Below are 25,554 nucleotides of genomic sequence, written 5' to 3' on the forward strand. Positions count from 1 at the left end.
GTGTAGACATACTAGGTGATTCGGGCGAACCCCCGTGGCGGCTTCAAAGGCGAAGGGTATACTAGACAAAAAATGCAAGAGGGCATGATGAGTAAAAAAATAAAAACTCAGGTGGTGGTAATAGGCGCTGGTCCGGCAGGCTACTCGGCTGCTTTTCGCTGCGCAGATTTAGGCCTAGAAACCGTATTGGTTGAACGTTACGACACCTTGGGTGGTGTCTGCCTCAACGTTGGCTGCATCCCTTCCAAAGCGTTATTACATGTGGCGAAAGTGATCAACGAAGCCAAGGCGATTGGTAATCATGGCATTGCGTTTGGTGAACCTAGCATTGATCTGGATAAAGTGCGGGGCTGGAAAGAAAAAGTCATCTCGCAATTGACCGGTGGTTTAGCGGGGATGGCCAAAGGCCGTAAAGTTAATGTGGTCAATGGAAAAGGTAAATTTACCGATGCTAATACATTAGCAGTAGAAAATACAGCAGGTGAAATTACTGCCACTATTACTTTCGATAATGCCATTATCGCCGCAGGCTCTCATCCAACAAAACTTCCCTTTATCCCTCATAAGGATCCGCGCATATGGGATTCCACCGATGCACTGGAGCTGAAAAGCGTTCCTAAAAAATTGCTTATCATGGGTGGAGGCATTATTGGCTTAGAAATGGCGACGGTTTATCGTGCGTTAGGCTCTGAAATTGATGTGGTTGAAATGTTTGATCAAGTGATCCCAGCGGCAGATAAAGACGTCATTAAGGTTTTCACTAACAAGATCAGTAAACAATTTAACTTAATGCTCGAAACCAAAGTCACCAAGGTTGAAGCGAAAACAGATGGCATCTACGTGACGATGGAAGGCAAAAAGCCTACAGAGCCTCAGTGTTATGACGCGGTTCTGGTTGCGGTTGGCCGCGTAACCAATGGCAAATCTCTGGATGCGGGAAAAGCAGATGTTGAGGTAAGCGAGCAGGGTTTTATTAACGTTGATAAACAGTTACGCACCAATGTGCCACATATTTTGGCCATTGGTGATATCGTTGGCCAACCGATGCTAGCACACAAAGGGGTACATGAAGGTCATGTTGCTGCAGAAGTGATCGCAGGCAAAAAACATTATTTCGATCCCAAAGTGATCCCCTCTATCGCCTACACCGAGCCAGAAGTAGCTTGGGTGGGTGTAACCGAAAAAGAAGCAAAAGAAAAAGGCATCAGCTTTGAAACGGCAACATTCCCATGGGCCGCATCAGGGCGAGCGATTGCCTCTGATTGTGCTGAAGGGATCACCAAACTGATTTTTGATAAAGAAACTCACCGCATCATCGGTGGTGCCATTGTTGGCAGCAATGGTGGCGAATTATTAGGTGAAATCGGTTTAGCGATTGAAATGGGTTGTGATGCAGAAGATCTAGCGCTGACCATTCATGCACACCCAACCTTGCATGAATCAGTGGGGTTGGCGGCTGAGATATTTGAAGGCAGCATTACTGACTTACCTAACCCGAAAGCTAAAAAGAAATAAATTTTTTTCAATAGACTTCTTGCAAAACTGCTCTGCGTGGCGCGAAATCAAGTCGCCCGCGACGACGCACAGCAATCTTCGTCAATATAAGTACATGAGGATTGCGTGCACCGGGTAACGCAAGATCCGTATTTTGTAGTAGGTTATGCACGAAGTCTACTGATGATTCAGATTTATCTTAATCATCCTGCCAGATTTGTTCTGTTTTTGTGTCGGAAGACGTTGATGGTTGTTGATGATTGTCATCCCACTTAAAAGCCATGTCTTCCGATGTTTTTTCTTCTACCGGCAGCATTTTGGGCTGAGTATTGATGAAATTCATCACATCCCAACAAAGTGCCTCAACACCATGCCGATTGACCGCCGAAATAGTATAATATTTTTCCTGCCATCCTAAAGCAGCGGCAATGGTTTTAGCGCGTACTTCGGCTTCTTTTTCGTCGATTAAATCGACTTTGTTGAAAACTAACCAACGGGGTTTATCAACAAGGTTGGCATTGTATAGCTGTAGTTCGTTAATAATGATTTTTGCATTTTCAACCGGATCGGAGCCATCTATAGGCGCGAGATCAATCAAATGTAATAACACCCGGCATCGTTCTAAATGTTTCAAAAAACGAATACCTAAACCGACTCCCGCCGATGCCCCGGCAATTAATCCAGGAATATCCGCCACCACAAAACTTTGTTGATGATCCATTCTCACTACACCCAGGCTTGGGATCAAAGTAGTAAAGGGATAATCGGCAACTTTAGGTTTAGCGGCAGAAACCGCGCGAATAAACGTAGACTTGCCGGCATTCGGTAGCCCTAACATGCCTACATCGGCCAACAATAATAGCTCTAATGCCAGCTCTCGCGTTTCACCTGCTGTACCCAATGTTTTTTGGCGAGGGGCGCGATTAATCGATGATTTAAAACGTGTATTTCCTAATCCGTGGAAGCCTCCTTTTGCCACCATCAGACGTTGCTGGTGATGCAGCATATCTCCTAGTATTTCGCCCGTAGTTTGGTCAAAAATACGGGTTCCTACTGGCACATGAATGGTAATATCTTTGCCGCGTTTCCCTGTACAGTCACTGCTTTGCCCATTTTGGCCGCGTTCGGCACGGAAAGTTTTTATAAAACGGTAGTCGATCAATGTATTCAAATTTTCATCAGCCAGTAAGTAAATATCGCCGCCATCACCCCCATCGCCTCCGTTAGGGCCACCGTTGGGAATATATTTTTCGCGTCGAAAACTAACACAGCCGTTACCACCATCACCTGCCACGACCAGGATGGTAGCCTCATCTACAAATTTCATTTAATACTCTCCATAATTCATTGGCCTGGCTACTATACCCTTCGCCTTTCAAGTTACGGCTTTGTTGTCTGCGGGTGTTCGCCTCATGGTATGTCTACGCTCATCGGGTCTCACACACTGGCCGCCTTGCCGTAACTTCAAGGAATGTGGGTATATAATGGGTCGATTGGTTGTTTGTCTTGCCTCTCTTTTGACAAAGTATCAGCAAGCACAAGAGATTTCGAACAGGTGTTAAGTCATCTTTTTTATCAGGGGCTATAGCAAAAAGCCCCGCAATTTCTGCGAGGCTTATATCTTATTCGATAAAATAAAGAAAATTTATTCAGCTTCAATGCTAACAAATTTACGATTTTTTGCACCCTGAACATTGAACTTTATCTTGCCATCAGTCAAGGCATATAAAGTATGATCTCTACCGCAACCGACGTTAACCCCAGCGTGGAATTTTGTACCGCGTTGACGAACAATAATACTACCTGCTAGAACCGTCTCTCCACCAAAACGTTTTACGCCAAGACGTTTACTTTCAGAATCGCGACCGTTACGTGTCGAACCACCTGCTTTTTTGTGTGCCATAAATTCGCTTCCTTAATAAAACTAAGCGCTGATGCCAGTTATTTTAATATCAGTAAATGACTGACGGTGGCCTTGTTGCTTACGGTAATGCTTACGACGATGAAATTTAACAATTTTAATTTTTTCACCTCGACCATGAGCCATTACGGTAGCTGTAATTTTTACACCATCAAGCCAAGGCGCTCCAATTTTGATGTTTTCACCATCCGCTACCATTAGCACTTGATCGAACTCAACTATTTCACCTTCTTGGACGTCTAACTTTTCTAGACGAACGATGTGTCCTTCGCTGACTCGGTGTTGTTTACCACCACTTTGGAAAACCCCGTACATATAAACTCCGCTTTCCGTACACCCCCACCATAGTTAACCGAGAGCGCACTATAAATATTCACATGAAAGCGGAAATTCTACGTAAAAAGAGTACAGATCACAAGAATAGAATCAAGACTAAAATAGAAAAAAGAGTGGAGTGCCAACATAACGTTTATTTAGCGCATTTTTTAAGTACAATAAGACAATTTCAAAAGCTGAATAATGAGAAAAAATGCTGAATAATGCAAGTATATTGGATGAAGTTAAAGAATTAACAGCAAAAGATATGGCTACCGTTAACGATACGATTGAAGAGCAAATGCGCTCTGATGTTGCATTAATCACAGAAATTAGTCACTACATTATCAATAATGGCGGCAAACGTATTCGTCCTATGATTGCTATTCTTGTTGCTCAAGCACTAGGATATAAAGGTAATCAGCATATTACCATTGCCGTATTAATAGAATTTATTCACACCGCTACATTATTGCACGATGATGTGGTCGATAATTCTGATTTAAGGCGCGGCAAAGCAACAGTTAATGCTCAATTCGGTAATGCAGCAAGCGTATTAGTCGGCGATTTCATTTATACCCGTGCTTTTCAAATGATGACTCAACTCGGCTCGATGCGTGTATTAGAAGTGATGTCTACCGCAACCAATATGATCGCTAAAGGTGAAGTACAGCAGTTAATAAATTGTAAGGATCCACGGATCACGGAAGAAAACTATTTGAGCGTGATTGGTAGTAAAACGGCCAAATTGTTTGAAGCGGCATCACAGTCCTCTGCTATATTGGCAGGTGCTAATAAAGAAAAAGAATTAGCGTTGCAACGTTATGGCCACCATATCGGTATTGCTTTTCAATTAATTGATGATTTGCTTGATTACAGCCCAGAAAATAGTACAGGGAAAAAGAGTGGTGCCGATCTTGCCGAAGGAAAAGTAACACTACCATTATTACATGCCATTGAGAAAGGTACGCCAGAGCAAACAGCTCTACTTTGCAACGCGATTCAGCAGGATAATGGTCGTCACTTGTTCACTTCCGTGCAGCAAGTGCTAAAAGAATATGGTTCTTTGAACTATACCCGCCAATGTGCAAAAACAGAAGCCAATAAAGCGATTGCCGAATTACAAGTCTTGCCTGAAAATCCTTACCGTATAGCATTAGAAAAACTCGCAAAATTTTCTATTATGCGTGAATATTAATTATATTTTTTAACATTTTATAGCAATTTTTGAGTATGAAAATAACTTGATGATTTTTTATTTTATTTAAAAATGATTTAATCTTCCTGTTTTAAAGGACTTTTTTCTTGTGGATTATCAGCTTGTCGTTGATCAATAAGCTCGATAAGTCCTTCAGTTCCAAAACTTGTTATAAAACTGATCACTTTTTCGCGTTTAGATTCAGTTAAACGCTCAATAGCTTCAATCAATATTGATGAGCTTTCCCTTTTATTTACGTGATATTGGACATTTTTTTCTTTTAATTTCAATATATTAAGAATATTATCTGGTAAATTATCAATATGATATTCCAGTGCTTTACCTTGAACACCTGAGCGCCGCCGTTTTTTCCAGTCATCACGCTTAGCCCGTAGGTTAATTCCTTGTGGTGATGATGGAAATCCTGGAATACCTGCAAGTTCTTTGGCTGCATACCATTCTTTTTTCATAAAGTTATCTTCTCTAATTATGTCTATTTTATTGTAAATATTTTCCTAAAAAATGGAAAAATTTGGAAAATAAATGCTATAATTTTCTAAATTACTACTATTTGTTATTGACACACTTAACGATAAGACGTTAGTTATACCACTAATAGATTAATATCTCAGTAGAAAAAAGGACTAAATGATGATATTAAGGAAATCTTCTGATTGGCATCCTGCCGATATCATTGCGGCATTACGCAAGAAGGGCACTACCATGGCGGCGTTATCTAGAAAATCTGGATTAAATTCTTCCACGCTTTCCAATGCCCTGACACGAGCATGGCCGAAAGGTGAATGGCTTATAGCGGAATGTCTTGGTATTCATCCCTCGAAAATATGGCCTAGCCGCTATTTCGATAAAAATACAGGGACACTGATTGATCGTAAAAACAAAATGCGATCAAATCGTGCTAGGAAAGGCAGCAAGGCTGAGGAGCCTGAACGGTACTATTATGAATCAATAATACTATGGAAACACTGAAGAACCTGCCATAAATTTTATATTTGGCGTTAATAGCGCTAAATTTTTAAAGTCATTCGATAGAAGAGGAGGTCAATAAGCTCTTTTTTACGGTGTATCCCCTTCATTTTTGCCAGAGATTCGTGGTGATTTATTTAGCTGATGTCGGGGGCATGCCCCATATGTGCTAACTAAATTTAAATTGCGTGATCGCTTCAGTCTGGTAGCGCCGTTTTCTGTACTGTGAGCCTTTGAGATAGTGCTGAATTTTATTCCATTAGACCTCTTCGGAAACTATCATTTATCTAATTTCCATATTATAAATTGCAGCAATCAGATTAAATCTTAATCCAAAACGTTTTCGCCTGTTTCGATAACGATCTGATACAATTTTAAATCTTTTAATCATACCAATGACATGTTCGTTTAATACACGCTGGCTTGTTATGGAAACCCTGAAGAACAGATAAAAGTAGTCTATTCTGTCATTAATAATTTTTTTAGGTTAATAGTGAAATGAAAACGAAATCGACGAGCCGAGCCGAGCCGAGCCGACTTTTTAGCGCAAATGAATAGGATAGTTCCCTGGGAAAAAATGCTGGCCAAACTCAGTCGTCATTACCCCAAGGCAAGCCCTAAAGGCGGCAGGCCGGCGAAACCGTTAGAAGTGATGCTGCGGATTTATTTTTTACAGAATGGGTTTAATTATGCTGATTTATCGATGTAAGAAGCGTTATACGACATCCCCTTATTACGTCAATTTGCTGGGGTATGTGTCGATGCCATTCCCTCCGATCCCACTCTTCTGCATTTTCGTCATTGGCTGGAAAAACATCATTTAAGCGAAACGCTGTTTGAAGAAGTTAATACGCATTTAGCTTCGCTTAAGCTATTTATCAAACGGGGTAGCATTGTCGATGCTACGATTATTCATGCGCCCAGTTCAACTAAACCTGGTGGGAACCTCGGCGAATGTAGCCGATGTGACGCAAGTTCATCACCTTCTTCACGGTCAAGAAGAGGTTGTTCATGGTGATGCCGGTTATAAAGGCGTGATGCGACGCAGCGAACATCAACATCGCGTGGTCACCTGGCACATCCCCCGACGGAGGGTATTGGCCTTGCCAGGGCAGGAGCATCTGTATACCGTAAAAAAGAGCTCATTGATTTCCTTTTTTATTACATGACTTTAAGAATTAACGCTATTAGCTCAAAATATAGCATTCATTATCGGTTTTTCAGGATTCGGCTATATTTTCAATAAACTGGATGCCAATTGGGATAAATTCTTGTGGAATATAACGATCAAATCCGGCTTTATGGCAGAATTTTTTAAACTCTTGTAAGGAATTTACTTTCGATTTTTGATATATCCTGCACAGATTATTTTCTATTGTTCTGTGAGAGCGATAGAGTTTCCTTGCAACCTCCTTAGCACTCATCGACTGTAATATAAAAAATATGATTCTTAGCTCTGATTGATTAAATAATTTTATTGGTGGATCCACTGCTAATCCTGAGGGGGTGATCTTGCTCACGTATTGTTGTGGTGAAATAAAATCCAATTTTTTGCCATAAAACACCGTGCCTACGCATTCATTATTTTCATTATAGAGCGGAAATTTTTCATACCAATAAGGTTGCAATTTTTTTTCTCGACCAAAAAAGTGGGTTTTAATGAGAGTCACTCTTTGCCTACTGCTGATGGCATCTAGATCTTGTTTTTTCAGCTCAGAGGCAAATTCAGAAACCGGTGTGGGGAGATGCTCATCGCGTTTTCCTTCAATTTTGAATCTGGCAGGGATATTTAAAAACTCACGAAACGCCCGATTAGTATAAATAAATCGGGATTCGCAATCTTTTATGCCCCAAATATCGTTACTACTTTCCATTATGGATATTAGGGGGAATGATTTTAATGCATTATTAATATTGGTCATGGTCAGTCACCTCCACTCAAATGGGTTCTTATTTGTAAATATATTAATAATGATTTCACTTTTTTATAATATAAACAGTCTTTGCCTGATTATTTTGTTATCAAAAAATATTTTTAATATTTATTAAATAGGAATAAATTTCACAATTAAATTTATAGTTTATAATTGTACCAATTATTGGCTTCGCTATATTTAAAATACTTAAATCACCAAGGCAACATAAAAATAAAAATTTAGTGGATTAAATTATTATACTTAATAATTTTCTGCCTACTATCTAGACGGAATAAATCCCGAAAACTATTTTATCTGACAAAATATTTTTTAATTCCTATAATGAATTTATTTTATCTTTTTTATATATTACTAGGATCTGTTGATATTCCATCATAACAAATTGAAAAAAATGAAATAGCCAATCCGACATTTTTATAATAAAGATTAATTTTCAATCTTTGGCCAGTGGTTGACTTGTTATGTTATTCCTGCCTTATCTATTTATATAGGTAGCAGATACCTTACAGATAGGGTATTACTTACCTATTTGAAATACAGCACAGAGAAGGGCGAAGGGAGAGCTATTTCATCAAAAATTGTTGTCGGAAATGACGATGTCAATTTACTTTTTATCTGGTATGCCGCAAAACCTCGGCCTTTAGTGTGGGGATATATAGCTGAATCAAATTAAACTGATTCGGCTATATTCTATTATGAAATGCATGACACTGTTGGCATATCTCGTTTTCGGTTTCTTTTTCAAATTCGGAACGTTCTGATTTGTAAAAATTTATGTGGAAGATAGCGGTGGAAATCGTGTTGCTCACAAAAAGAAATAAAATCCTCGATATGATTTACGCCTGCTTTATTATATAAGCGTTCCAGCGCATGTTCTATTGTGCGGGGAGAAAGACATAATATGTTACCAATGCTTTTACTTGTCATACCCTGTAGTTTCAGGAAAATAATTTCATATTCTCTTTCCGAAAAAGATTTATCCGGTCTATTAAGTAACAGCGATCCCGGCAGTTTGCCCCTCACAAAATCGTTAGGAGAAAATACTTCCAAATACTTCATTGAGCAAAACACACCTATGATCTCGTTGTTACTGTTATAAAGTGGTACTTTTCTTATTATATACGGGGAGTTTACCGCGTCTGGATGTACTTCAAGCATAGCCAGAGGCTTTCTCGTTTCACTAATTCTTTGATCTTGTAACCTCCATGCTTTGAGTGAGTCTTCGTCCTCGTAAAGAAGTGAAGGAATTTCATAATCAAGTCGATCTATAATATCACCGACTTTTCTAAGACCTACTAATTTAGCCACTGCCAAATTAGCATACAAATGACGAGAGTCATATCCTCTAACGGCATAAGGATCAGGCAACAAATCTAAAGAGCGGGTTATATTAGAAAGCACTCTTTCATTATCTGTATTTTCTGTGATAATCATACAGGCTTCCTCTCATTTAACATATTAGTCAAATTAGCTATCATACTCTCTACTTCACTGTCAACCAACTCGAGTTTTCCGGCGGCTTTTTCCTAGCTTGAATACTGTAAGGTACAAATTGCAATTCATGACAAATATCTGTGATATTAATCACATTTTGTAGCACAATGTAGTTAGCAATCAACGTATTATGCTTATTGACCTCCCCTCACTGAAATGTGGTGAGGGGGAAAATAAATAAAATAATGCAAAAAAAATATAAAAATTATATGATTTTGTCTGAAAAAAATAGGAATATGAGAGATGTTAATTATTAAAATAGCAGATAAATTTGTTAAAAATTTTCATAATAAAATCAGTAGTATATTTTTATTCTTTATGTTGATGGTCATTACGAGTTATAGTTTTCATGCTTATGCTAGCGTAGAAAAAAATATTCGATATGAAGTCGTTTTCGATGCGGGGAGCAGTGGGACACGGGCTTCTCTCTATCAAATAGACAAAAACGCCATGAAAATCACTCCACTCTTTGATGTAGAAAAAAACTTCCTCTGGAAAAAGTGGATAATATAAAAACAGAACTTATTAATCCCATGCTAGGAGAGATAGCCACTTTTTTATTACAAGAACATAAAATTAAACCAGATGAAGTTGTTGTCAGTATATTAGGCACAGCAGGTATGCGTAAGGTCACAGGAGTGAATCAAAAAGAGATTTATGCGCGTGCAAAAGAAGCGGTAAGTGATAATAATTTTAAACCTGGTGAATTTAGAACGATCAGTGGTCAAGAAGAAGGTGTTTATGCATGGGTTGATGTGAATTATTTGAATGGTACGTTAGAGAAAAAGAAAACAAAAGGAATTATCGAAATAGGTGGATCATCTGCCCAAATCGCTTTTGCTACTGATAAAACTAAGCATCAAGATGATAACATCATGTCTATAAATATAAATGATGTAAATTATAATATTTATGCGGTGAGTTTTCTTGGTTTAGGAAGTAATGATTTCAATCTTTCAATTACCGAAAAATCAGAAAAAGATTTTTGCTATCCGAAGGAATACAATGAGAATAATATTAGTGGTAATTTCTCTTTGGAAAAATGTAGCGCTATAGTAGATTCAATATTAACTCAATTTCCTAATTTAAAAAAATTAACTCAGAATAAAGAATTTTATAAAAGCGAATTTTTTGCTATCAGTGGGTTATATCAAACGTTAAATTTCTTTGGAGTGAAAGATGAAGACAAAACAGGGCTGACTAATAAGATTAAGTATCTCTGCAAAAAAGACTACCCTGATATAGTTATATATAGTGAGAATAGAGATAGATATAATACATTCAATAAATGTGCTAATGCTTTGTTTGCTAACGAGCTTTTATTTAATGTACTTAATCTACCAAATTCACATATAAAAGCGGTGAAAAAGATCAATAACACCAATATACGTTGGACGTTAGGATACGCAATTTTATCTCAAAATCTCTAATGCCTGAAAATTTTCAAATCGATTGTTCCATCATATATAGCCAATGAGTTTCGAGTTACGGCAAGGCGGAGATGAGCGTAGGCATACTACGTGATTCGGCGAACACCCGCAGCTAACAGCTTCAAAGGCGAAGAAGATAGTACGGCAAGCGACGACAACACCAAATCAAATGAAACTGATTTGGCCATATCAATAAGGGGCTTGAGTTGAGCAGACCTAGCCAGGTCATCCGAGTAGGCTCCTCCTGAGAGCCTGTTCGAAATCTTTTGTGTGCTTGCTAAAGAAGATTTCTAATAGGCTCTTAGGTTATTAACTCATGATTTAGGCAACGTGTTGCAAAAATTCACGCAACCTTTCACAGGGAGGATTAGTCATTAAGCTATTAGGGGCGCCATCTTGTGCAATGCGTCCCTGATCTATGAATATGAGGCGTGATGCGACCTGATGAGCAAAACCCACTTCGTGCGTGACAATGACCATGGTCATTCCCTCTTCGGCTAGATCTTTCATTACCGTTAAGACTTCATGACGTAGCTCTGGATCAAGTGCAGACGTCGGCTCATCAAACAGCATTAATTTTGGTTTCACTGCCAGCGCTCGGGCGATCGCAACTCGCTGCTGTTGCCCGCCCGATAGCTCCCCTGGGTAATGATGAGCACGTTCTGACAACCCTACTTTTGCGAGCAGGTCAAGAGAGAGCTTTTTTGCTTCTGTTTTTTGAATGCCGCGGACGCGGATAGGACCAAAAGCCACATTTTCAAGCGCGGTTAAATGTGGAAATAGATAAAATTGTTGGAAAACCATGCCTGCTTCTCGGCGAATCAGACGTTCATCAATGTTAGGATCGTTAATATCCAAGCCATCAAAGATTAATAGCCCTTCAGTGATCACTTCCAATTTATTAATACAGCGTAATAATGTTGATTTACCCGAACCAGAGGGACCGATGATGACAACCACTTCTCCTTTGGTGATATTTAAATTAATGTCATGGAGCACCTGGGTTTTTCCAAAATGTTTGGAAACGTTTTTTAATTTAATCATATTATTTTCAGCTTTTTTTCTACCTTACGCAGCACAAAACTAAGTGCTAGCGTGATAACGAGATAAATTACCGCCACTGCAGACCATATTTCCATTGCTCGAAAATTACCAGCAATAATTTCCTGCCCTTGGCGCGTCAATTCAGCAACACCAATCACCATAAACAGTGAGGTATCTTTGATGCTAACAATCCATTGATTTCCTAAAGGCGGTAACATGCGACGCAGTGCTAAAGGGGCGATGACATAACGCAGAGTATCACGCTTAGATAGACCTAAAGCCAAACCCGCTTCGCGAAAACCCTTGTGAATGGACAGTACAGCGCCACGGGTGATCTCAGCAATATACGCACCAGAGTTAATCATAATGGTTACCACTGCTGCGGTGAAAGGATCGATACGGATGGGCATCATGATCGGCATGGCAAAATAAATAAACATGACCTGTACAATAATAGGGGTGCCACGAATAAGCTCGATAAATACCAAGGCAATATTGCTGCTAATTTTACCACCATAAGCACGAGCAAAACCGGCAACAACCCCAATAATCAAACCGCCAAGTAATCCAAGGATTGAAATCCATAACGTTAACTTAGCACCTTCAAGCAGGATTGGGAGGGCGGGCCAAATAGCACTCCATTCAAACTGCATGGATATTCTCCTGATTTAGATAATGATCAACATAAACACGCATTAATTAGGTTCTATAACCCTTCGCCTTTCAAGTTACGGCGGCGTTGGCTACTCACACTTATCTCAGTCATGTACCACACTCCTGGGATTCGACTGATTGCCGCCTTGCCGTGACTCGAAATTCATTGGGTATCACCGAACCATTTTTTATAGATTTCAGCATAAATGCCTTTTTCATATAATACCTGTAGCGCCTGATTAACTTTTTCTCGTAATTCACTGCCTTTTAGAAAAGCAATACCATATTGTTGCGCTTTAATAGGGGCACCAACCGCCTTAAATCGGTCATTGCCGGCAGTTTTGATGAAGTACAGTATATTGGGCGCATCATGCAATACCGCATCGGCTCTGCCTGTAGCGAGTTCTAGATAGGCGTTATCAATGTTAGGGAATTGACGCAGATTTTTGGTTTTAATGTTTGTTTTTGCATAATCTACTGAGCCTGTGCCCATTTTTACCGCAACCACTTTTCCTTGTAGATCCTGCTCACCTTTGATGTCGTTATTATTATTTTTGACCATAATCAGCAGGCCACTGTCATAATAACCATCAGAGAAATCTATGACTTTCTTGCGGTCATCAGTAATAGTAATACCCGCTAGTGCTACATCGACATTTTTGGTTTGTAAGGCAGGAATAATGCCACTGAAATCCATCGGTTTTAGTTGGTAGTCGACATGAAGTTGTTCAGCGATAGCTTGCCAGAGGTCGATATCAAAACCGACATAGTTATCTCCTTCTTTGAATTCGAAGGGAACAAATGCGGTATCGGTGGCGACAATCAGTTTTTTTTGTTCACAGTAAGCACTAACGGCAAAGGCTAAGGTTAATCCAGCCAATAAAATTTTCACAAGCAACTTCATAGGAGGATGTTCCTTATTTTAGATGGAAGAGATAGATTTTTATCATTTTGTGGTATTTTTATTGAATTTTAATCAATATTTCAGTTAGTTAAGTCAAATTAATGTCGTAGATTAAGTTGTCAAGAAACATGAGGAATAGATTTACGTCTTAGTTAAGAGCCTATTCGAAACCTTCTTTGAGCTGAGCTCAATTGAGAAAAAAATGAGCGAAAAAGCGCAGTTGACATAGCGTAAATGAGCATTTTGAGCTCGTTTTTGACGAAGCATCAGCGAGTACAAGAGATTTTGAATAGGCTCTAAGAAAAATTCAGCCATCAACGAGCCTCATCGCTTTACGCCGAGGCAGTATAACAGAAATAATTCGTCATGCCGACTGAGAGATTTTTCTAAAAACCTATTGAAATTTGCATTAGGCGCTAACAAAGGCGTTTCACAGAACATGAGAGGGCAGTTTGGTGAAAAGATAACAATCTGCAATAATCACCGGTCATTCCTTTTATTATTAGAGATACTAATGCTGTACCCGATTAATGAGATTTTTCAGTCGTTGCAAGGAGAAGGGTATTTCACCAACGTACCGGCAATTTTCATACGATTACAAGGCTGTCCAGTCGCTTGTAGTTGGTGTGATACTAAACATACCTGGGATATAAAAAAAGATAAAGAAATTGATATACAAGGTATTACGGTAAAAACCGTCGCCAAGGATACATGGAGTAATGCCAATGAGCAGCAACTGGTTGCTATCTGTAAAGAAAAATACCAGGCGCGTCATGTAGTTATAACCGGTGGAGAGCCTTGCCTTTACGATTTACAGCCTTTAACTTCTTTGTTGGAAGAAAATGGTTATCGTTGTCAAATTGAAACCAGCGGCACCCATCCAGTTCGCTGCTCTACAGCCAGTTGGGTGACGGTATCGCCGAAAATAGGGATGAAAGGGGGGTTAAAATTACTTGATCAGGCATTACAACGGGCTGATGAAATAAAACATCCGGTGGCGCGAGAGCGAGATATTGAGCGATTAAATAATTTATTAGATAAGCTGAACGATGGTAAAAAACCTGTTATTGCTCTACAGCCGATCAGAAAAACAGAAAAGGAGTCAGAAGAAGCAACCAAGCTTTGTATAGAAACGTGCATTAAACACAACTGGAGGTTATCTGTGCAAATGCATAAATACCTTAAGATCCGTTGAATTATCCGATATACCGTTCGCCTTTGAAGTTGCCTTCGGCTGCCAGGGCGACCGACCGATGAGCGTAGACATACCATGAGGTGAGCACCCGCAGCCAACAACGCGGCGGCTTCAAAGGCGAACGGTATAAAACCATTCACTTCAAGTTGATGAACATAAATGATGACACACACTCCTGATCCTATAGCAAGTTGGTTTCAAGTGCTCAAATGTGGCCAAAAATACATGAAGACGTGGCCATTAGACAAACGCCTAGCGCCTATTTTTTTGGAACATCATGTTATCAAAGTCACCCGGTTTGGCATCCGCTTTATGCCGCCCCTCGCTATCTTTATGTTGACTTGGCAGATAGCGCTGGGAGGGTCGTTAGGGCTTGCTGTTACTGGTGCACTCTTTGCCTGTAGTTTGCCGTTACAAGGATTATGGTGGTTAGGTAAGCGGTCGATGATGCCGTTACCGCCGCGACTCGTGCGTTGGTTTCATGATATACATCAAAAATTAGCTCAAGCCGGCAAGGTCGTGGTAGTGGCTGAACAATGCCTCACTTATCAATCGCTGGCCGAGTTACTTAAAGGGGCGTTTAAGCAATTGGATAAAACACTTTTTGACGGTTTGTGATGGTTTTTAACCGAATCAAATTAAAATGATTTGGCAATACAGGTAATACCACACCACTATGCTGATTATATCGCGGGTGAATCATCGCTAATTTCATGTAATGATAATTTGAAACTGGGAACAAACACTTTCATAAAATAGTCGACTGCTGGACTGCCATATTTTTCCAAAACGTCTCTTAAGCGCTTTTCAGCACAAATAAATTCATTATTGTGCGCGGCCAATTCTTCTAAGCATTTTAGATAAGCACATAAAGTATCAGCCTGTTTCACTATTAATTTTTCCTCTTTATTGCAACTGCAATCATCCGATTTACTGCAATCACAGTCATCCGAGATGAAACGAAAATCCTTTTGTAATGCTGTTGGTAGCATGGCAATCAATTTTTTTTGAGCTGATTTTTCAATTTGTTTGTATTCATGGGTGATTTGTGGATTGTGGTACTTGACGGGTGTTGCCATATCACCGGTGAGCACTTCACTGACATCGTGGTACATCGCCAATAATGCAACGCGCTCGGCGTTAAAGTTAGCCTCGAACAGGCGATTTTGAATAATGGCTAACGCATGAGCAACAAAAGCCACTTGCAAACTGTGCTCTGAAACATTTTCGCTCCGCACAGTGCGCATCAACGGCCAGCGGTTAATCAAGGAAAGCCGAGACAGATGGGCAAAAAAGTGGCTTTTATTTTCAGGTTTAGAACAAGTCATAATGAAGACTCTCTTTTTATTGTAAGGACACCGCTATTTTTTATCGGTTTCAGGTGGGGGGTTGATGATACGTTTCCAAAAATTGCCCTAACTTAGCGATAGCCCCCTTTAACTCATCAACGCAAGGTAAGATGACAATACGCACATGATCAGGGTGAGGCCAGTTAAAGGCTCTGCCTTGCACCAATAATACTTTTTGCTGCAATAATAAATCTAACACCATTTTTTCATCGTCATGTACATTAAAACCTTTGCGATCGATGCGTGGAAACATATAGAGCGCGCCCATAGGTTTAACACAAGAAACGCCAGGGATCTGAGTCAGTAACTCCCAGGCTAGGTTGCGTTGTTCATATAAACGTCCCCCAGGCTGAATAAATTCATTGATACTCTGATAACCGCCTAAAGCGGTTTGAATAGCGTGTTGCATGGGTACATTGGCACAAAGACGCATTGAGGCCAATATATCTAGCCCTTCGATGTAACTTTCTGCGTTTTCTTTAGGGCCATTGAGCACCATCCAGCCTTGGCGAAAACCGGCAACTCGATAGGTTTTGGATAAACCGCTAAAGGTTACGGTTAATAGATCTGGCGCTAACGCGGCGATAGAATAATGTTTTGCATCGTCATAAAGAATTTTATCGTAGATTTCATCGGCGAAAATAATCAGATTATGTTTTCGGGCGAGGGTAACGATTTCTTTTAATATCGCCTCGCTATAAACGGCTCCGGTTGGATTGTTTGGATTAATGATCACGATGCCACGGGTGCGTGGGGTGATGTTTCTTTTTATATCTTCAATATCAGGAAACCAATACGCGGCTTCATCACAGCGGTAATGTACTGCTTTCCCACCAGAGAGTGATACCGCTGCGGTCCACAGTGGGTAGTCAGGCGCTGGGATCAGCATTTCATCACCGGTATTGAGTAAAGCTTGCATGGATTGCAAGATCAGCTCAGAGACACCATTACCGATATAAATGTCTTCTATCGTCAGATCACAAATACCTTTTGCTTGATAATGCTGCATAATCGCTTTACGCGCTGAATAAAGTCCTTTCGAATCACAATAGCCTTGCGCTGTAGGTAAATTACGAATGACATCAACCAAAATTTCATCGGGTGCTTCAAAGCCAAAGGGCGCAGGATTGCCGATGTTGAGTTTCAACACTTTGTGGCCTTCTTCTTCAAGACGTTTTGCCTCTTTTAAAACTGAGCCACGGATATCGTAACAAACGTTATCTAATTTATTGGATTTTTTAATTTGTGACATAAAAAATACGCCTTGGTTGGTAAAACGCATCATGATAATTTCGTAAGTTATATAAAAAGTCTATTATTTGTTTTGTGGAAATATTATTTTTATGTCTATACCCTTACTCGTTACGGTTTCCAAAGAGATCTAATATTGAAGAATAGTTGATCAATATCCATAATAACCATTGTTATTTTTCTAAGAGCAGCTAAAAAATGGGTAATTCTGTTAAACAAGCAAACCTTAATAAACGGTTCAAAGAACTTTTAACAGAGGAAAAATGTCGCTCTCACAACGAGATTGTGTTGCTGTTACAGGATGAAGGATTTGAAAATATCAATCAATCAAAAGTATCACGCATGTTGACAAAATTTGGCGCTGTTAGAGTACGTAATGCCAAAATGGAAATGGTTTATCGCCTGCCCATCGAACCCTTGTTGCCTACTGTCAGTAGTCAATTAAAAAATTTAGTATTAGATATTAAACATAACCATTCTCTGGTCGTCATTCACACTAGCGCTGGTGCCGCACAATTGATTGCGCGCCTGCTTGATTCTTTAAGGGAAACAGAGGGTATTTTAGGCAATATTGCTGGCGACGACACTATTTTTACTACGCCAATTAAAGAGGTTAGCACTGAGAATTTATATAAATCGATGCGAGCATGGTTTGGTATTAAGCAGGCACAAGAGATTTCAAATATATAGCCAAATCATTTTAATTTGATTTAAGTGTTGTCGTCGCTTGCCGTACTATTTGTACTGTCTGCGCTCCTCCGCCTTGAATCAAATTAAACTGATTCGGCTATACCCACAGCCTTTCAAGTTGCCGTTAGGCGGCCAGGATGTGAGACCGATGAGCGTGGACATACGACCTGATGAGGCTAACCCCCGCAGCCATATAGCCTCTAAAATTACGCTGACTAAAGGGAGTAAGCAGGTGTCGCGATACCCTATTTTTTATTTTTTGTGCGTTATCTTTTTTGTTATCCCCTTTGCTCATGCCACTCATATCCAATTTCAGGTTAAAGGTCTTAGCGGAGAATTAGAAAAAAATGTGAATGCACGTTTATCAACCATAAAAGGTGATAACGTCAACTTTGATGGCCGTTTTCAAGCGCAGGTGAATGTTGCCGTTCGTCAGGGATTGCGTGCATTAGGTTATTACCATCCTGTTATTCATTTCAATTTGCAACCCGGATCGGCTGACCGCTCGACACTTATTATCAATGTGATAGCAGGTAAAGCGGTATTGATTGCTGGCACAGATATCAAATTACAGGGTGCCGCTAAAGATGATCAGGAGTATCAAACGTTAATCATTAAAGAGACACCGAAAATAGGTTCAGTATTACATCATGGCAAATTTGATGATTTTACCGGCTCCCTTTCTACTCTGGCATTACGTAAAGGTTATTTCGACGCTGATATGATTAAAAAACAACTGGGAGTGGCTGACAAATTACATCAAGCTTTTTGGGATATTGATTTCGACAGTGGTCAACGTTATCGCTTTGGTAAGGTTGTATTCCAGGGAGCGCAAATTCGCGAAGATTACCTACAAAACTTAATCCCCTTTGAGGTTGGAAATTATTATCATTCTGACGATCTTGCCGAGTTCAATCGTCGGTTAGCGGCGACCAATTGGTTTAATTCAGTAGTGGTATCTCCTAATTTTGAAGACGCCAAGATCAATAAAATTCTGCCCTTGGATGCAATAGTGACCCCTCGAACGAAAAATACAGTTGAACTCGGTGGTGGGTATGCAACTGATACTGGGCCGCGGCTAAAAGCGAGCTGGCGTAAGCCTTGGCTCAACAATCGTGGCCATAGCTTTACCAGCAATGCCAATATTTCCGCTCCGGAACAAAGTCTTGATTTTAGTTATCGTATTCCATTATTAGAAAATCCACTCGATCACTATTATTTACTGCAAAGCGGATTGAAACGTAAGCGGGTAAATGATACTAGATCAGATCTCACTACTTTGAACGTGGCGCGTTTTTGGAAAATGTCCAGTGGATGGCAGCCGTCTGTTAATTTACGCTGGAGTTTAGATCACTATACTCAAGGACAAGTCATCAACACGACGATGCTACTTTATCCTGGTGTCAGCATCAGTCGTACACGTCAACGGGGAGGAATGATGCCAACCTGGGGCGATAGTCAGCGGTATTCGTTTGATGTATCAAATACGCGCTGGGGATCAAATGTTGATTTTGGCATCATACAAGCACAGCAGGTTTGGATCCGCTCATTCGGTGAAAAAAATCGTGTGATATTACGTGGACATCTCGGTTGGATAGAAACCAATGATTTCGACCGGGTGCCCCCTTTATTGCGTTTTTTTGCCGGAGGAGACCGTAGCATCCGTGGCTATAAATACCAAAGTATTTCACCCCTTGACAGTGAAGGTAAACTCAGTGGTGCGTCAAAATTAATCACCGGCTCTCTTGAGTATCAATACAAGGTCGCTAATCGATGGTGGGGGGCTATTTTTGTCGACGGAGGAGAAGCGGTAAATGATATCCGCCGTAGCAATTTTAAAATAGGGGCTGGGATGGGTATACGTTGGGAATCACCACTGGGTCCATTAAAGTTCGATATCGCGTTACCGGTTGGCGATAAAAAAGAAAATTCTGTCCAATTTTATATTGGGTTAGGACCTGAATTATGAGTTGGATAAAAAAACTGAGTCTTGCCCTGTTGCTCATTGTGTTATCGCTTGTGGGGACTACTGTCACTTTACTGAGTACTGAGGGTGGGTTACATTTTTTGCTTAACCGTGCTGTCGGTTGGGTGCCTGGGTTACAAATGGCCAGTGTTAGCGGTGGTTGGCAAGATCTGAGGCTGAAAGGGATCGAATATCAGATGCCTGGCATGATAGTAAAAACGGGTCAGTTAGATCTTTCACTGCAATTTTCATGTCTAAAAAATAAAGAAATCTGTATCAATGCGCTGACAGCACAAGATGTTGTTGTCATGATTAATAGTAAAGCGCTTCCCGTTAGCGATCCTGATCCGGCTGATAAGCCATTAACTGACCTACGTACGCCTTATCCAATAATATTAAAATTATTAGCGCTCAATCGAGTTAAAATAACGGTAGATAACCAAACGATTTCTTTAGAGGCGTTACGCACTGCTGCTCGTTGGCAACAACGTAGCTTATCACTGATGCCAACTCAAATTAATGGATTGCTGGTTTCTTCAACCTTACCGCCAGTAGAAAAACCGGTTAGCCCAAAAAAGCACGAAGCACCCTTGCCTGAAATCTCGTTGGTTGAACATCTGCAGACATTTTTTGCTACCCCCTTATTACCAAAGCTCCCCGATTTTTCTTTGCCGCTAGATATTCAGATAAAAGAAATTTTGGCTCAACAAATACGGATTAAGGGTGATCAGGATGTCTTGATCACTCATTTTTTATTAAAAGGCTCCACTCAGGGTCAACAGGTTCAGTTGGATGATTTGCAGATTAAATCACCACAGGGTGAATTATCTGCCAAGGGAAACCTGACATTAGCGGGTAAATGGCCGTTAGATATTGTGGCTAACAGCACGCTTAATATTGCGCCGCTAAAAGAGGAAAAGATTAAACTCAAGTTGGCGGGTGATCTGCGGGGACAATTAGCGCTGGCGTTAAATCTTTCCGGCTCAGTTAGTGCGCAATTAACGGCAAAAACCCAGCTATCAGAAATCGGATTACCGCTATCGGCCACTTTGCAAAGTCAGCAATTACGTTGGCCGTTGACCGGTGATAAGCAATATCAACTTAATAATTTCAATATGCGTTTTGATGGCAAAATGACGGATTATGCATTGTCATTACGCTCTGATTTTCAAGGTTTGGATTTACCTTCGGCTCAATTCACCCTCGAGGGTAAAGGTGATCTAGCGCAATTTTATCTGACCGCTTTAAACTTAGCGGCTTTACAAGGTAATGCTCATCTGACTGGCAGGGTGGATTGGCGCAATGCTATCAACTGGCATCAGATATTGACCGTAAGCGGTATTAATACGGAAAAACAATGGCCAGCATGGCCAGCAAAACTTGATGGTAAAATTACCACTCAGGGCAGTGTCAGTCGTGATGGTCACTGGCAAATGCAAATTCCAGAATTAACATTAAATGGCAATATAAAACAAAAACAGCTGACAGCCCGGGGCGCGATCAGCGGAAATTCTGCTGGACAATGGCATGTCCCCGCTATCAACCTGGCGCTGGGTCGTAATAGCCTCAATATTAAAGGTGATCTCGATAAAAATTGGGCATTGGACGCTAGCCTTGATGCGCCTGAATTGAATGGTGCTCTACCGGGATTAGGCGGCGTGGCGAAAGGGGTGGTTAAATTGCGCGGGAGTTTAAAAACGCCGCAAGTGTTGGCCGATCTTAGTGCGTACGGATTACAGTGGCAAAAACTGAGTATTAAAGGTGTAAAGATTGAGGGTAATTTGTATTTAGAGGAGCGAATGCAAAGCCAGCTAATGATACAGATTGAGCAATTGAAACAGGAAAATTTTGCGATCAGTGGATTAACGCTCACGGCCAAAGGCAGCGAAAAGCAACATCAGCTACATTTGACATTAGCCGGTCACCCCATGGCGGGTCAATTAGTGTTAAATGGCCGTTTTGATAGACAGCAACAACGCTGGTGGGGCAATTTGAGTGACACCTATGTTGATACCCCGGTGGGTGAGTGGCGTTTAAATCGCGTGGCCACGCTTGAGTACCTCAATATGCCACAAAAATTGACCATTGGATCACATTGTTGGCAACATGCTAATGCAGAACTTTGTGCGCCCGGTCGCATTGAGATAGGTGAGAGTGGACAGGCGCATGTGCTCCTCAAACGCTTTGATTTAGCAATGATGAAACCATTGCTGGGTTCAGATACGCTCTTGAGCGGAATTTTTACTGGGCGGGGCGATATCAGTTGGCAAGCTGATGATACCTTGCCCCAGTTTGATATGGCGCTGGTGGGACATGGCGTAAAAGTACAACAAAGAATACAAAGTAACCTAGTGCCTATTGCTTTTGATACGCTAAACTTAAATGCAGGGCTGAAAAAAGGCAATGCACAGATAGATTGGCTGATTAAGCTAACAGACAATGGGCAACTTGATGGTCAGCTAAAAATCGAGCAACCACAGGGGCAGCGTAATTTATCAGGCAATATTACGGTCAGTGATGTTTCACTGGCGATGCTCAATCCTATCTTAAGTTATGGCGAAACTGCTTCCGGCGTGCTGAACAGCAAACTACGTTTGGCAGGGAATGCAAACAATCCTCTGCTGTATGGGCAATTGGCATTAGATAAGATAGGTTTTGATGGTAGCTGGATGCCATTTAAGATCAACGAAAGCCGTTTGTTGATGAACTTTAATGGTATGACATCGACATTAGAAGGCTTGATTCGTACTGCTCAGGGGCAGCTTAATTTGATAGGTGAAGCTGACTGGCGCACTCCTGATGCTTGGCATGCTAAAATTGCGGCTAAAGGAGATAAACTGCGGGTGACGATGCCACCTATGTTGCAAGCCGATGTTTCTCCCGATTTAGCATTTGTAGCCTCGCCTCAATCGTTGAAATTAGAGGGACAGGTTGATATCCCCTGGGCGCGGGTTTTGATAGAAAAAATACCGGAAGATGTGGTGGCGGTCTCTTCAGATGAAGTGATGCTGAATAATCAGTTACAACCGATAGCCCCACGGAATACGGCTATGGCCATTCAGAGTAATTTGAATATTGTTTTAGGCTCCGATGTACGTATTGACGCTTTTGGCCTGCAAGCTCAATTACAGGGCGCATTAAAAGTGGTACAAGATAAACGCGGTTTGGGATTACATGGCCAGATAACCATCCCGCAGGGTAGTTTTCATGCTTACGGGCAAGATCTCATTGTGAAAAAGGGAGAACTCTTGTTTTCTGGGCCTGCTGATCAACCCTTATTGAATATTGATGCGATACGTAATCCGGAGACGACAGAAAATAAAGTTACCGCGGGTGTGCTAGTAACCGGTATGGCTAATGCGCCACGGGTAGATGTGTATTCTGATCCCGCTATGTCACAGCAAGAAGCTTTGTCCTATTTGTTACGGGGGCAAGGTTTAACCAACTCGGGCGCTGATGGTGGTGTGATGACTTCAATGTTGATTGGTATTGGCGTAGCAAAAAGTGGTAAATTGGTGGGCAAAATCGGCGAAGCATTTGGCGTCAGTAATTTGACGCTGGATACTGAAGGCGTAGGGAATAGCTCTAAAGTTGTTGTCAGTGGTAATGTGACAAAAAACCTGCAAGTGAAATATGGTGTTGGTATATTTGATTCATTAGCGGCCTTAACGTTACGTTATCAATTGATGCCTAAATTATATTTAGAAGCGGTATCTGGCATTAATCAAACGCTAGATATGCTTTACCGGTTTGAGTTTTAACTATGAAAGTGATTGTTTACGGTAGTTTACGACGCAAACAAGGCAATAGCCGTTCGATGACGGCGGCTCAGCTATTGGGAAAATATGATTTAGAAGGCTACGAAATGTATAATTTAGGCTATTATCCCGCCGTTATTCCTGGCAAAAGGTCTGATACATTAGACCTCTTCGGAAACTAGCATTCATATAAGAATTTTGGTAAAACACTCCTGAACAAGGAGCCGCCATGAAATATGAAGTAATAAAAGTACTGGAAGAGGAAAAATTTCGTCGCTTAACGGGTGTTAAACGCAGTACATTTGAAAAGATGATAAAGATATTGAATGAAGCAGATAAGAGTAAGCAAGGGAAAGGAGGTCGGAAACCCAAGCGGGGTTTAGAAGAGCGCTTATTAATGGCACTGGAGTATATACGAGAATATCGCACTTATTTTCATGTCAGCCAAAGCTATGGCGTGAGTGAGAGCACATGCTATGAAACGATTAAATGGATAGAGAATACACTAATAAAGCATCCTGATTTTGCCCTACCTGGACGCAAAGCTGTATTAAAAAGGGATAGGGAGTATGAGCTGGTTCTTATTGATGCCACAGAAACGCCGATTGAACGTCCCCAAAAAAACAAAAGCCGTTTTACTCAGGAAAAAAGAAACGACACACCTTAAAAACACAAGTGCTCGTTGATAAAAAAAGTAAAGCAGTCATCTGTACAAGCTTTACGAATGGGAGGCGCCATGATTTTAGGTTGTTTAAGGAGTCTGGTGTGCGAATACATCCTGACATCAAAACAGTTACCGATACAGGTTACCAAGGGCTTGGCAAGATTCATTCAAACTCGGCGTTGCCTAAGAAAAAGACAAAGAAAAATCCCTTAACAAAAGAAGATAAACGCAACAATCGTGCGTTATCAAGCCAGCGTGTATTAAACGAACATGTCATTGGTATGATTAAAAGATTTAAAATTGTATCAGACCGTTATCGAAACAGGCGAAAACGTTTTGGATTAAGATTTAATCTGATTGCTGCAATTTATAATATGGAAATTAGATAAATGATAGTTTCCGAAGAGGTCTATTGTGAAGTTTATCGTATTGACTCCGCTACGCTAACTGAATTAGATGAGCTCAAAAACAGCCCAGGGGCTTACCGACGTAAGTTGCTTAAAACGCCCTTTGGCAGAGCTTGGATTTATCTTTACTGTCTTAACGTCGTCGGTTTACCTCGTATCCATAGTGGTGATTGGTTAAAACGTAATGAAGAAGTTGGTCAGATAGTGAAGAAAGATACACCGCCTTGAGCCTTATATACCCTTCGCCTTTGAGAGCTAATGACAAAAATAAATGACAAAGATATAAGGCTCTTAAGCGGTGTTTAAGAACTGAAGATTATTCTTTTTTCTCTTTCTCTTTCTCTTTTGCGGCACGTTCAGAGGATTCTATAATTTCTTGTTTAGCCGCTTCTGCGCTTTCCCAACCACCAATTTTCACCCATTTTCCTTTTTCTAACCCTTTATAATGCTCAAAAAAATGTACGATTTGATTTTTGAGTAGTTCGGGCAAATCCTTTACTTCTTTAATTTTGTCATATTCTGTGGTTAATTTACTGTGTGGAACCGCCACTACTTTGGCATCTTCTCCTCCGTCGTCGGTCATTTTTAACATGCCGATGGGACGACAACGGATCACCGAACCGGGTTGTAATGGATACGGGGTTGGTACCAACACGTCAATCGGATCACCATCTAACGACAGTGTGTGGTTGATATAACCGTAATTACAGGGATAAAACATCGGAGAAGAAATAAAACGGTCAATAAATAATGCGCCGCTTTCTTTATTGACTTCATATTTGATTGGATTGGCGTTAGCTGGAATTTCAATTATCACATAAATATCATTTGGTAACTCTTCACCTGCGGATACCAGGTTTAAACTCATATCGTTTTCCTCTTATTTTAACAACATT

Annotated in this window: 24 protein-coding genes and 4 pseudogenes; 15 read left to right on the forward strand and 13 right to left on the reverse strand. The window is 40.6% G+C overall.

Annotation, left to right across the window (positions count from 1 at the left end; genetic code table 11):
- Window positions 1-87: 87 nt before the first annotated feature.
- Window positions 88-1,515: a dihydrolipoyl dehydrogenase gene (lpdA, locus tag REG_RS02130; RefSeq protein ID WP_087943365.1), complete on the forward strand. Its 1,428-nt coding sequence runs from the start codon at window positions 88-90 to the stop codon at window positions 1,513-1,515.
- A 178-nt stretch (window positions 1,516-1,693) separates the two neighbouring features.
- Here lpdA and cgtA read toward each other — a convergent pair whose 3' ends face one another.
- The 3 genes from cgtA to rplU all read right to left on the reverse strand — a co-directional run bounded on the left by cgtA (window position 1,694) and on the right by rplU (window position 3,730).
- Window positions 1,694-2,821 carry an Obg family GTPase CgtA gene (cgtA, locus tag REG_RS02135; protein WP_006704283.1) on the reverse strand — a complete coding sequence of 376 codons (1,128 nt, stop codon included), beginning with the start codon at window positions 2,819-2,821 and terminating at the stop codon, window positions 1,694-1,696.
- A gap of 318 nt (window positions 2,822-3,139) precedes the next feature.
- Complete coding sequence (gene rpmA / locus REG_RS02140; protein WP_006704285.1) at window positions 3,140-3,397, reverse strand: 50S ribosomal protein L27; 258 nt, start codon at window positions 3,395-3,397, stop codon at window positions 3,140-3,142.
- A gap of 21 nt (window positions 3,398-3,418) precedes the next feature.
- Window positions 3,419-3,730, reverse strand: a complete 312-nt coding sequence (rplU, locus tag REG_RS02145; protein WP_006704286.1) for a 50S ribosomal protein L21 — start codon at window positions 3,728-3,730, stop codon at window positions 3,419-3,421.
- Between the two features lie 214 nt (window positions 3,731-3,944).
- Between rplU and ispB the strand changes: the two genes are divergently transcribed.
- The gene (ispB, locus tag REG_RS02150) at window positions 3,945-4,928 is read left to right on the forward strand and encodes an octaprenyl diphosphate synthase (protein WP_006704287.1); all 984 of its coding nucleotides are present in this window, start codon (window positions 3,945-3,947) and stop codon (window positions 4,926-4,928) included.
- Window positions 4,929-5,005: 77 nt separating this feature from the next.
- Here ispB and REG_RS02155 read toward each other — a convergent pair whose 3' ends face one another.
- Entirely contained in the window at window positions 5,006-5,398 is a 393-nt protein-coding gene (locus tag REG_RS02155; RefSeq protein ID WP_006704289.1) for a DNA-binding protein, read from the reverse strand.
- A 181-nt stretch (window positions 5,399-5,579) separates the two neighbouring features.
- On the opposite strand from REG_RS02155, the pseudogene REG_RS02160 reads away from it, so the two are divergent.
- Window positions 5,580-5,837: pseudogene (locus tag REG_RS02160) on the forward strand (helix-turn-helix domain-containing protein); the annotation flags it as partial.
- A 361-nt stretch (window positions 5,838-6,198) separates the two neighbouring features.
- Here REG_RS02160 and REG_RS12505 read toward each other — a convergent pair.
- A pseudogene (locus REG_RS12505) lies at window positions 6,199-6,345 on the reverse strand (IS5/IS1182 family transposase); the annotation flags it as partial.
- 120 nt (window positions 6,346-6,465) lie between these two features.
- Here REG_RS12505 and REG_RS12510 point away from each other — a divergent pair.
- The gene (locus tag REG_RS12510) at window positions 6,466-6,624 is read left to right on the forward strand and encodes a transposase (RefSeq protein ID WP_141553595.1); all 159 of its coding nucleotides are present in this window, start codon (window positions 6,466-6,468) and stop codon (window positions 6,622-6,624) included.
- A 190-nt stretch (window positions 6,625-6,814) separates the two neighbouring features.
- A complete protein-coding gene (locus tag REG_RS10640; RefSeq protein ID WP_050749290.1) occupies window positions 6,815-7,084 on the forward strand; it encodes a DDE transposase in 270 nt (89 codons plus the stop codon).
- Between the two features lie 51 nt (window positions 7,085-7,135).
- On the opposite strand, the gene REG_RS02170 is transcribed toward REG_RS10640, so the two are convergent.
- Window positions 7,136-7,837, reverse strand: coding sequence for a helix-turn-helix transcriptional regulator (locus REG_RS02170; protein ID WP_006704290.1), 702 nt, complete (start codon window positions 7,835-7,837; stop codon window positions 7,136-7,138).
- 756 nt (window positions 7,838-8,593) lie between these two features.
- Complete coding sequence (locus REG_RS02175; protein ID WP_006704291.1) at window positions 8,594-9,286, reverse strand: helix-turn-helix transcriptional regulator; 693 nt, start codon at window positions 9,284-9,286, stop codon at window positions 8,594-8,596.
- 303 nt (window positions 9,287-9,589) lie between these two features.
- On the opposite strand from REG_RS02175, the gene REG_RS02180 reads away from it, so the two are divergent.
- Window positions 9,590-9,859, forward strand: a complete 270-nt coding sequence (locus REG_RS02180) for a hypothetical protein (RefSeq protein ID WP_039906936.1) — start codon at window positions 9,590-9,592, stop codon at window positions 9,857-9,859.
- Window positions 9,847-10,776 (forward strand): acetate and sugar kinases/Hsc70/actin family protein, encoded by a 930-nt coding sequence (locus tag REG_RS02185; RefSeq protein ID WP_006704292.1) that lies wholly within the window; start codon window positions 9,847-9,849, stop codon window positions 10,774-10,776. Before REG_RS02180 ends, REG_RS02185 begins: the two co-directional genes overlap by 13 nt.
- A gap of 321 nt (window positions 10,777-11,097) precedes the next feature.
- Here the strand turns inward: REG_RS02185 and glnQ are convergent, their stop codons facing one another.
- The 3 genes from glnQ to glnH all read right to left on the reverse strand — a co-directional run bounded on the left by glnQ (window position 11,098) and on the right by glnH (window position 13,378).
- Window positions 11,098-11,820 carry a glutamine ABC transporter ATP-binding protein GlnQ gene (glnQ, locus tag REG_RS02190; RefSeq protein WP_006704293.1) on the reverse strand — a complete coding sequence of 241 codons (723 nt, stop codon included), beginning with the start codon at window positions 11,818-11,820 and terminating at the stop codon, window positions 11,098-11,100.
- Entirely contained in the window at window positions 11,817-12,473 is a 657-nt protein-coding gene (gene glnP, locus REG_RS02195) for a glutamine ABC transporter permease GlnP (protein ID WP_006704294.1), read from the reverse strand. The genes glnQ and glnP overlap by 4 nt, the downstream gene beginning before the upstream one ends.
- 164 nt (window positions 12,474-12,637) lie before the next feature.
- A complete protein-coding gene (gene glnH, locus REG_RS02200; RefSeq protein WP_006704295.1) occupies window positions 12,638-13,378 on the reverse strand; it encodes a glutamine ABC transporter substrate-binding protein GlnH in 741 nt (246 codons plus the stop codon).
- A 514-nt stretch (window positions 13,379-13,892) separates the two neighbouring features.
- On the opposite strand from glnH, the gene queE reads away from it, so the two are divergent.
- Both queE and yfbV read left to right on the forward strand, forming a co-directional pair.
- Window positions 13,893-14,573: a 7-carboxy-7-deazaguanine synthase QueE gene (gene queE, locus REG_RS02205; RefSeq protein ID WP_039907103.1), complete on the forward strand. Its 681-nt coding sequence runs from the start codon at window positions 13,893-13,895 to the stop codon at window positions 14,571-14,573.
- A 162-nt stretch (window positions 14,574-14,735) separates the two neighbouring features.
- Window positions 14,736-15,191: a terminus macrodomain insulation protein YfbV gene (yfbV, locus tag REG_RS02210; RefSeq protein WP_039907104.1), complete on the forward strand. Its 456-nt coding sequence runs from the start codon at window positions 14,736-14,738 to the stop codon at window positions 15,189-15,191.
- A 65-nt stretch (window positions 15,192-15,256) separates the two neighbouring features.
- Here the strand turns inward: yfbV and yfbR are convergent, their stop codons facing one another.
- Both yfbR and REG_RS02220 read right to left on the reverse strand, forming a co-directional pair.
- Complete coding sequence (yfbR, locus tag REG_RS02215) at window positions 15,257-15,901, reverse strand: 5'-deoxynucleotidase (RefSeq protein ID WP_006704298.1); 645 nt, start codon at window positions 15,899-15,901, stop codon at window positions 15,257-15,259.
- A gap of 49 nt (window positions 15,902-15,950) precedes the next feature.
- Window positions 15,951-17,174, reverse strand: coding sequence for a pyridoxal phosphate-dependent aminotransferase (locus REG_RS02220; protein ID WP_039906938.1), 1,224 nt, complete (start codon window positions 17,172-17,174; stop codon window positions 15,951-15,953).
- Between the two features lie 197 nt (window positions 17,175-17,371).
- On the opposite strand from REG_RS02220, the gene argR reads away from it, so the two are divergent.
- The 6 genes and pseudogenes from argR to REG_RS02255 all read left to right on the forward strand — a co-directional run.
- Window positions 17,372-17,863: a transcriptional regulator ArgR gene (argR, locus tag REG_RS02225; RefSeq protein WP_006704300.1), complete on the forward strand. Its 492-nt coding sequence runs from the start codon at window positions 17,372-17,374 to the stop codon at window positions 17,861-17,863.
- Window positions 17,864-18,095: 232 nt separating this feature from the next.
- A complete protein-coding gene (gene tamA, locus REG_RS02230) occupies window positions 18,096-19,832 on the forward strand; it encodes an autotransporter assembly complex protein TamA (RefSeq protein ID WP_039907107.1) in 1,737 nt (578 codons plus the stop codon).
- Entirely contained in the window at window positions 19,829-23,590 is a 3,762-nt protein-coding gene (gene tamB / locus REG_RS02235; protein WP_006704302.1) for an autotransporter assembly complex protein TamB, read from the forward strand. The genes tamA and tamB overlap by 4 nt, the downstream gene beginning before the upstream one ends.
- 2 nt (window positions 23,591-23,592) lie before the next feature.
- A pseudogene (locus REG_RS02240) lies at window positions 23,593-23,733 on the forward strand (gamma-glutamylcyclotransferase); the annotation flags it as partial.
- A gap of 83 nt (window positions 23,734-23,816) precedes the next feature.
- A protein-coding gene (locus REG_RS11800) for an IS5-like element ISRein1 family transposase (protein WP_260200023.1) occupies window positions 23,817-24,640 on the forward strand; the annotation gives its coding sequence in 2 pieces (ribosomal slippage) (window positions 23,817-24,204 and window positions 24,204-24,640; 825 coding nt in all).
- Between the two features lie 18 nt (window positions 24,641-24,658).
- A pseudogene (locus REG_RS02255) lies at window positions 24,659-24,886 on the forward strand (gamma-glutamylcyclotransferase family protein); the annotation flags it as partial.
- An 88-nt stretch (window positions 24,887-24,974) separates the two neighbouring features.
- On the opposite strand, the gene ppa reads toward REG_RS02255, so the two are convergent.
- Window positions 24,975-25,526 carry an inorganic diphosphatase gene (ppa, locus tag REG_RS02260; RefSeq protein ID WP_006704303.1) on the reverse strand — a complete coding sequence of 184 codons (552 nt, stop codon included), beginning with the start codon at window positions 25,524-25,526 and terminating at the stop codon, window positions 24,975-24,977.
- Between the last annotated feature and the right edge of the window lie 28 nt (window positions 25,527-25,554).

This window comes from Candidatus Regiella insecticola LSR1 (genome assembly GCF_000143625.1).
GTDB lineage: Bacteria > Pseudomonadota > Gammaproteobacteria > Enterobacterales > Enterobacteriaceae > Regiella > Regiella insecticola.

Bases quoted from the DNA above. Each gene is read 5' to 3' on its own strand.
- lpdA (WP_087943365.1), top strand. From the start codon at position 88: ATGAGTAAAAAAATAAAAACTCAGGTGGTGGTAATAGGCGCTGGTCCG.
- cgtA (WP_006704283.1), bottom strand. From the start codon at position 2,821: ATGAAATTTGTAGATGAGGCTACCATCCTGGTCGTGGCAGGTGATGGT.
- rpmA (WP_006704285.1), bottom strand. From the start codon at position 3,397: ATGGCACACAAAAAAGCAGGTGGTTCGACACGTAACGGTCGCGATTCT.
- rplU (WP_006704286.1), bottom strand. From the start codon at position 3,730: ATGTACGGGGTTTTCCAAAGTGGTGGTAAACAACACCGAGTCAGCGAA.
- ispB (WP_006704287.1), top strand. From the start codon at position 3,945: ATGCTGAATAATGCAAGTATATTGGATGAAGTTAAAGAATTAACAGCA.
- REG_RS02155 (WP_006704289.1), bottom strand. From the start codon at position 5,398: ATGAAAAAAGAATGGTATGCAGCCAAAGAACTTGCAGGTATTCCAGGA.
- REG_RS12510 (WP_141553595.1), top strand. From the start codon at position 6,466: ATGAATAGGATAGTTCCCTGGGAAAAAATGCTGGCCAAACTCAGTCGT.
- REG_RS10640 (WP_050749290.1), top strand. From the start codon at position 6,815: ATGCTACGATTATTCATGCGCCCAGTTCAACTAAACCTGGTGGGAACC.
- REG_RS02170 (WP_006704290.1), bottom strand. From the start codon at position 7,837: ATGACCAATATTAATAATGCATTAAAATCATTCCCCCTAATATCCATA.
- REG_RS02175 (WP_006704291.1), bottom strand. From the start codon at position 9,286: ATGATTATCACAGAAAATACAGATAATGAAAGAGTGCTTTCTAATATA.
- REG_RS02180 (WP_039906936.1), top strand. From the start codon at position 9,590: ATGTTAATTATTAAAATAGCAGATAAATTTGTTAAAAATTTTCATAAT.
- glnQ (WP_006704293.1), bottom strand. From the start codon at position 11,820: ATGATTAAATTAAAAAACGTTTCCAAACATTTTGGAAAAACCCAGGTG.
- glnP (WP_006704294.1), bottom strand. From the start codon at position 12,473: ATGCAGTTTGAATGGAGTGCTATTTGGCCCGCCCTCCCAATCCTGCTT.
- glnH (WP_006704295.1), bottom strand. From the start codon at position 13,378: ATGAAGTTGCTTGTGAAAATTTTATTGGCTGGATTAACCTTAGCCTTT.
- queE (WP_039907103.1), top strand. From the start codon at position 13,893: ATGCTGTACCCGATTAATGAGATTTTTCAGTCGTTGCAAGGAGAAGGG.
- yfbV (WP_039907104.1), top strand. From the start codon at position 14,736: ATGACACACACTCCTGATCCTATAGCAAGTTGGTTTCAAGTGCTCAAA.
- yfbR (WP_006704298.1), bottom strand. From the start codon at position 15,901: ATGACTTGTTCTAAACCTGAAAATAAAAGCCACTTTTTTGCCCATCTG.
- REG_RS02220 (WP_039906938.1), bottom strand. From the start codon at position 17,174: ATGTCACAAATTAAAAAATCCAATAAATTAGATAACGTTTGTTACGAT.
- argR (WP_006704300.1), top strand. From the start codon at position 17,372: ATGGGTAATTCTGTTAAACAAGCAAACCTTAATAAACGGTTCAAAGAA.
- tamB (WP_006704302.1), top strand. From the start codon at position 19,829: ATGAGTTGGATAAAAAAACTGAGTCTTGCCCTGTTGCTCATTGTGTTA.
- ppa (WP_006704303.1), bottom strand. From the start codon at position 25,526: ATGAGTTTAAACCTGGTATCCGCAGGTGAAGAGTTACCAAATGATATT.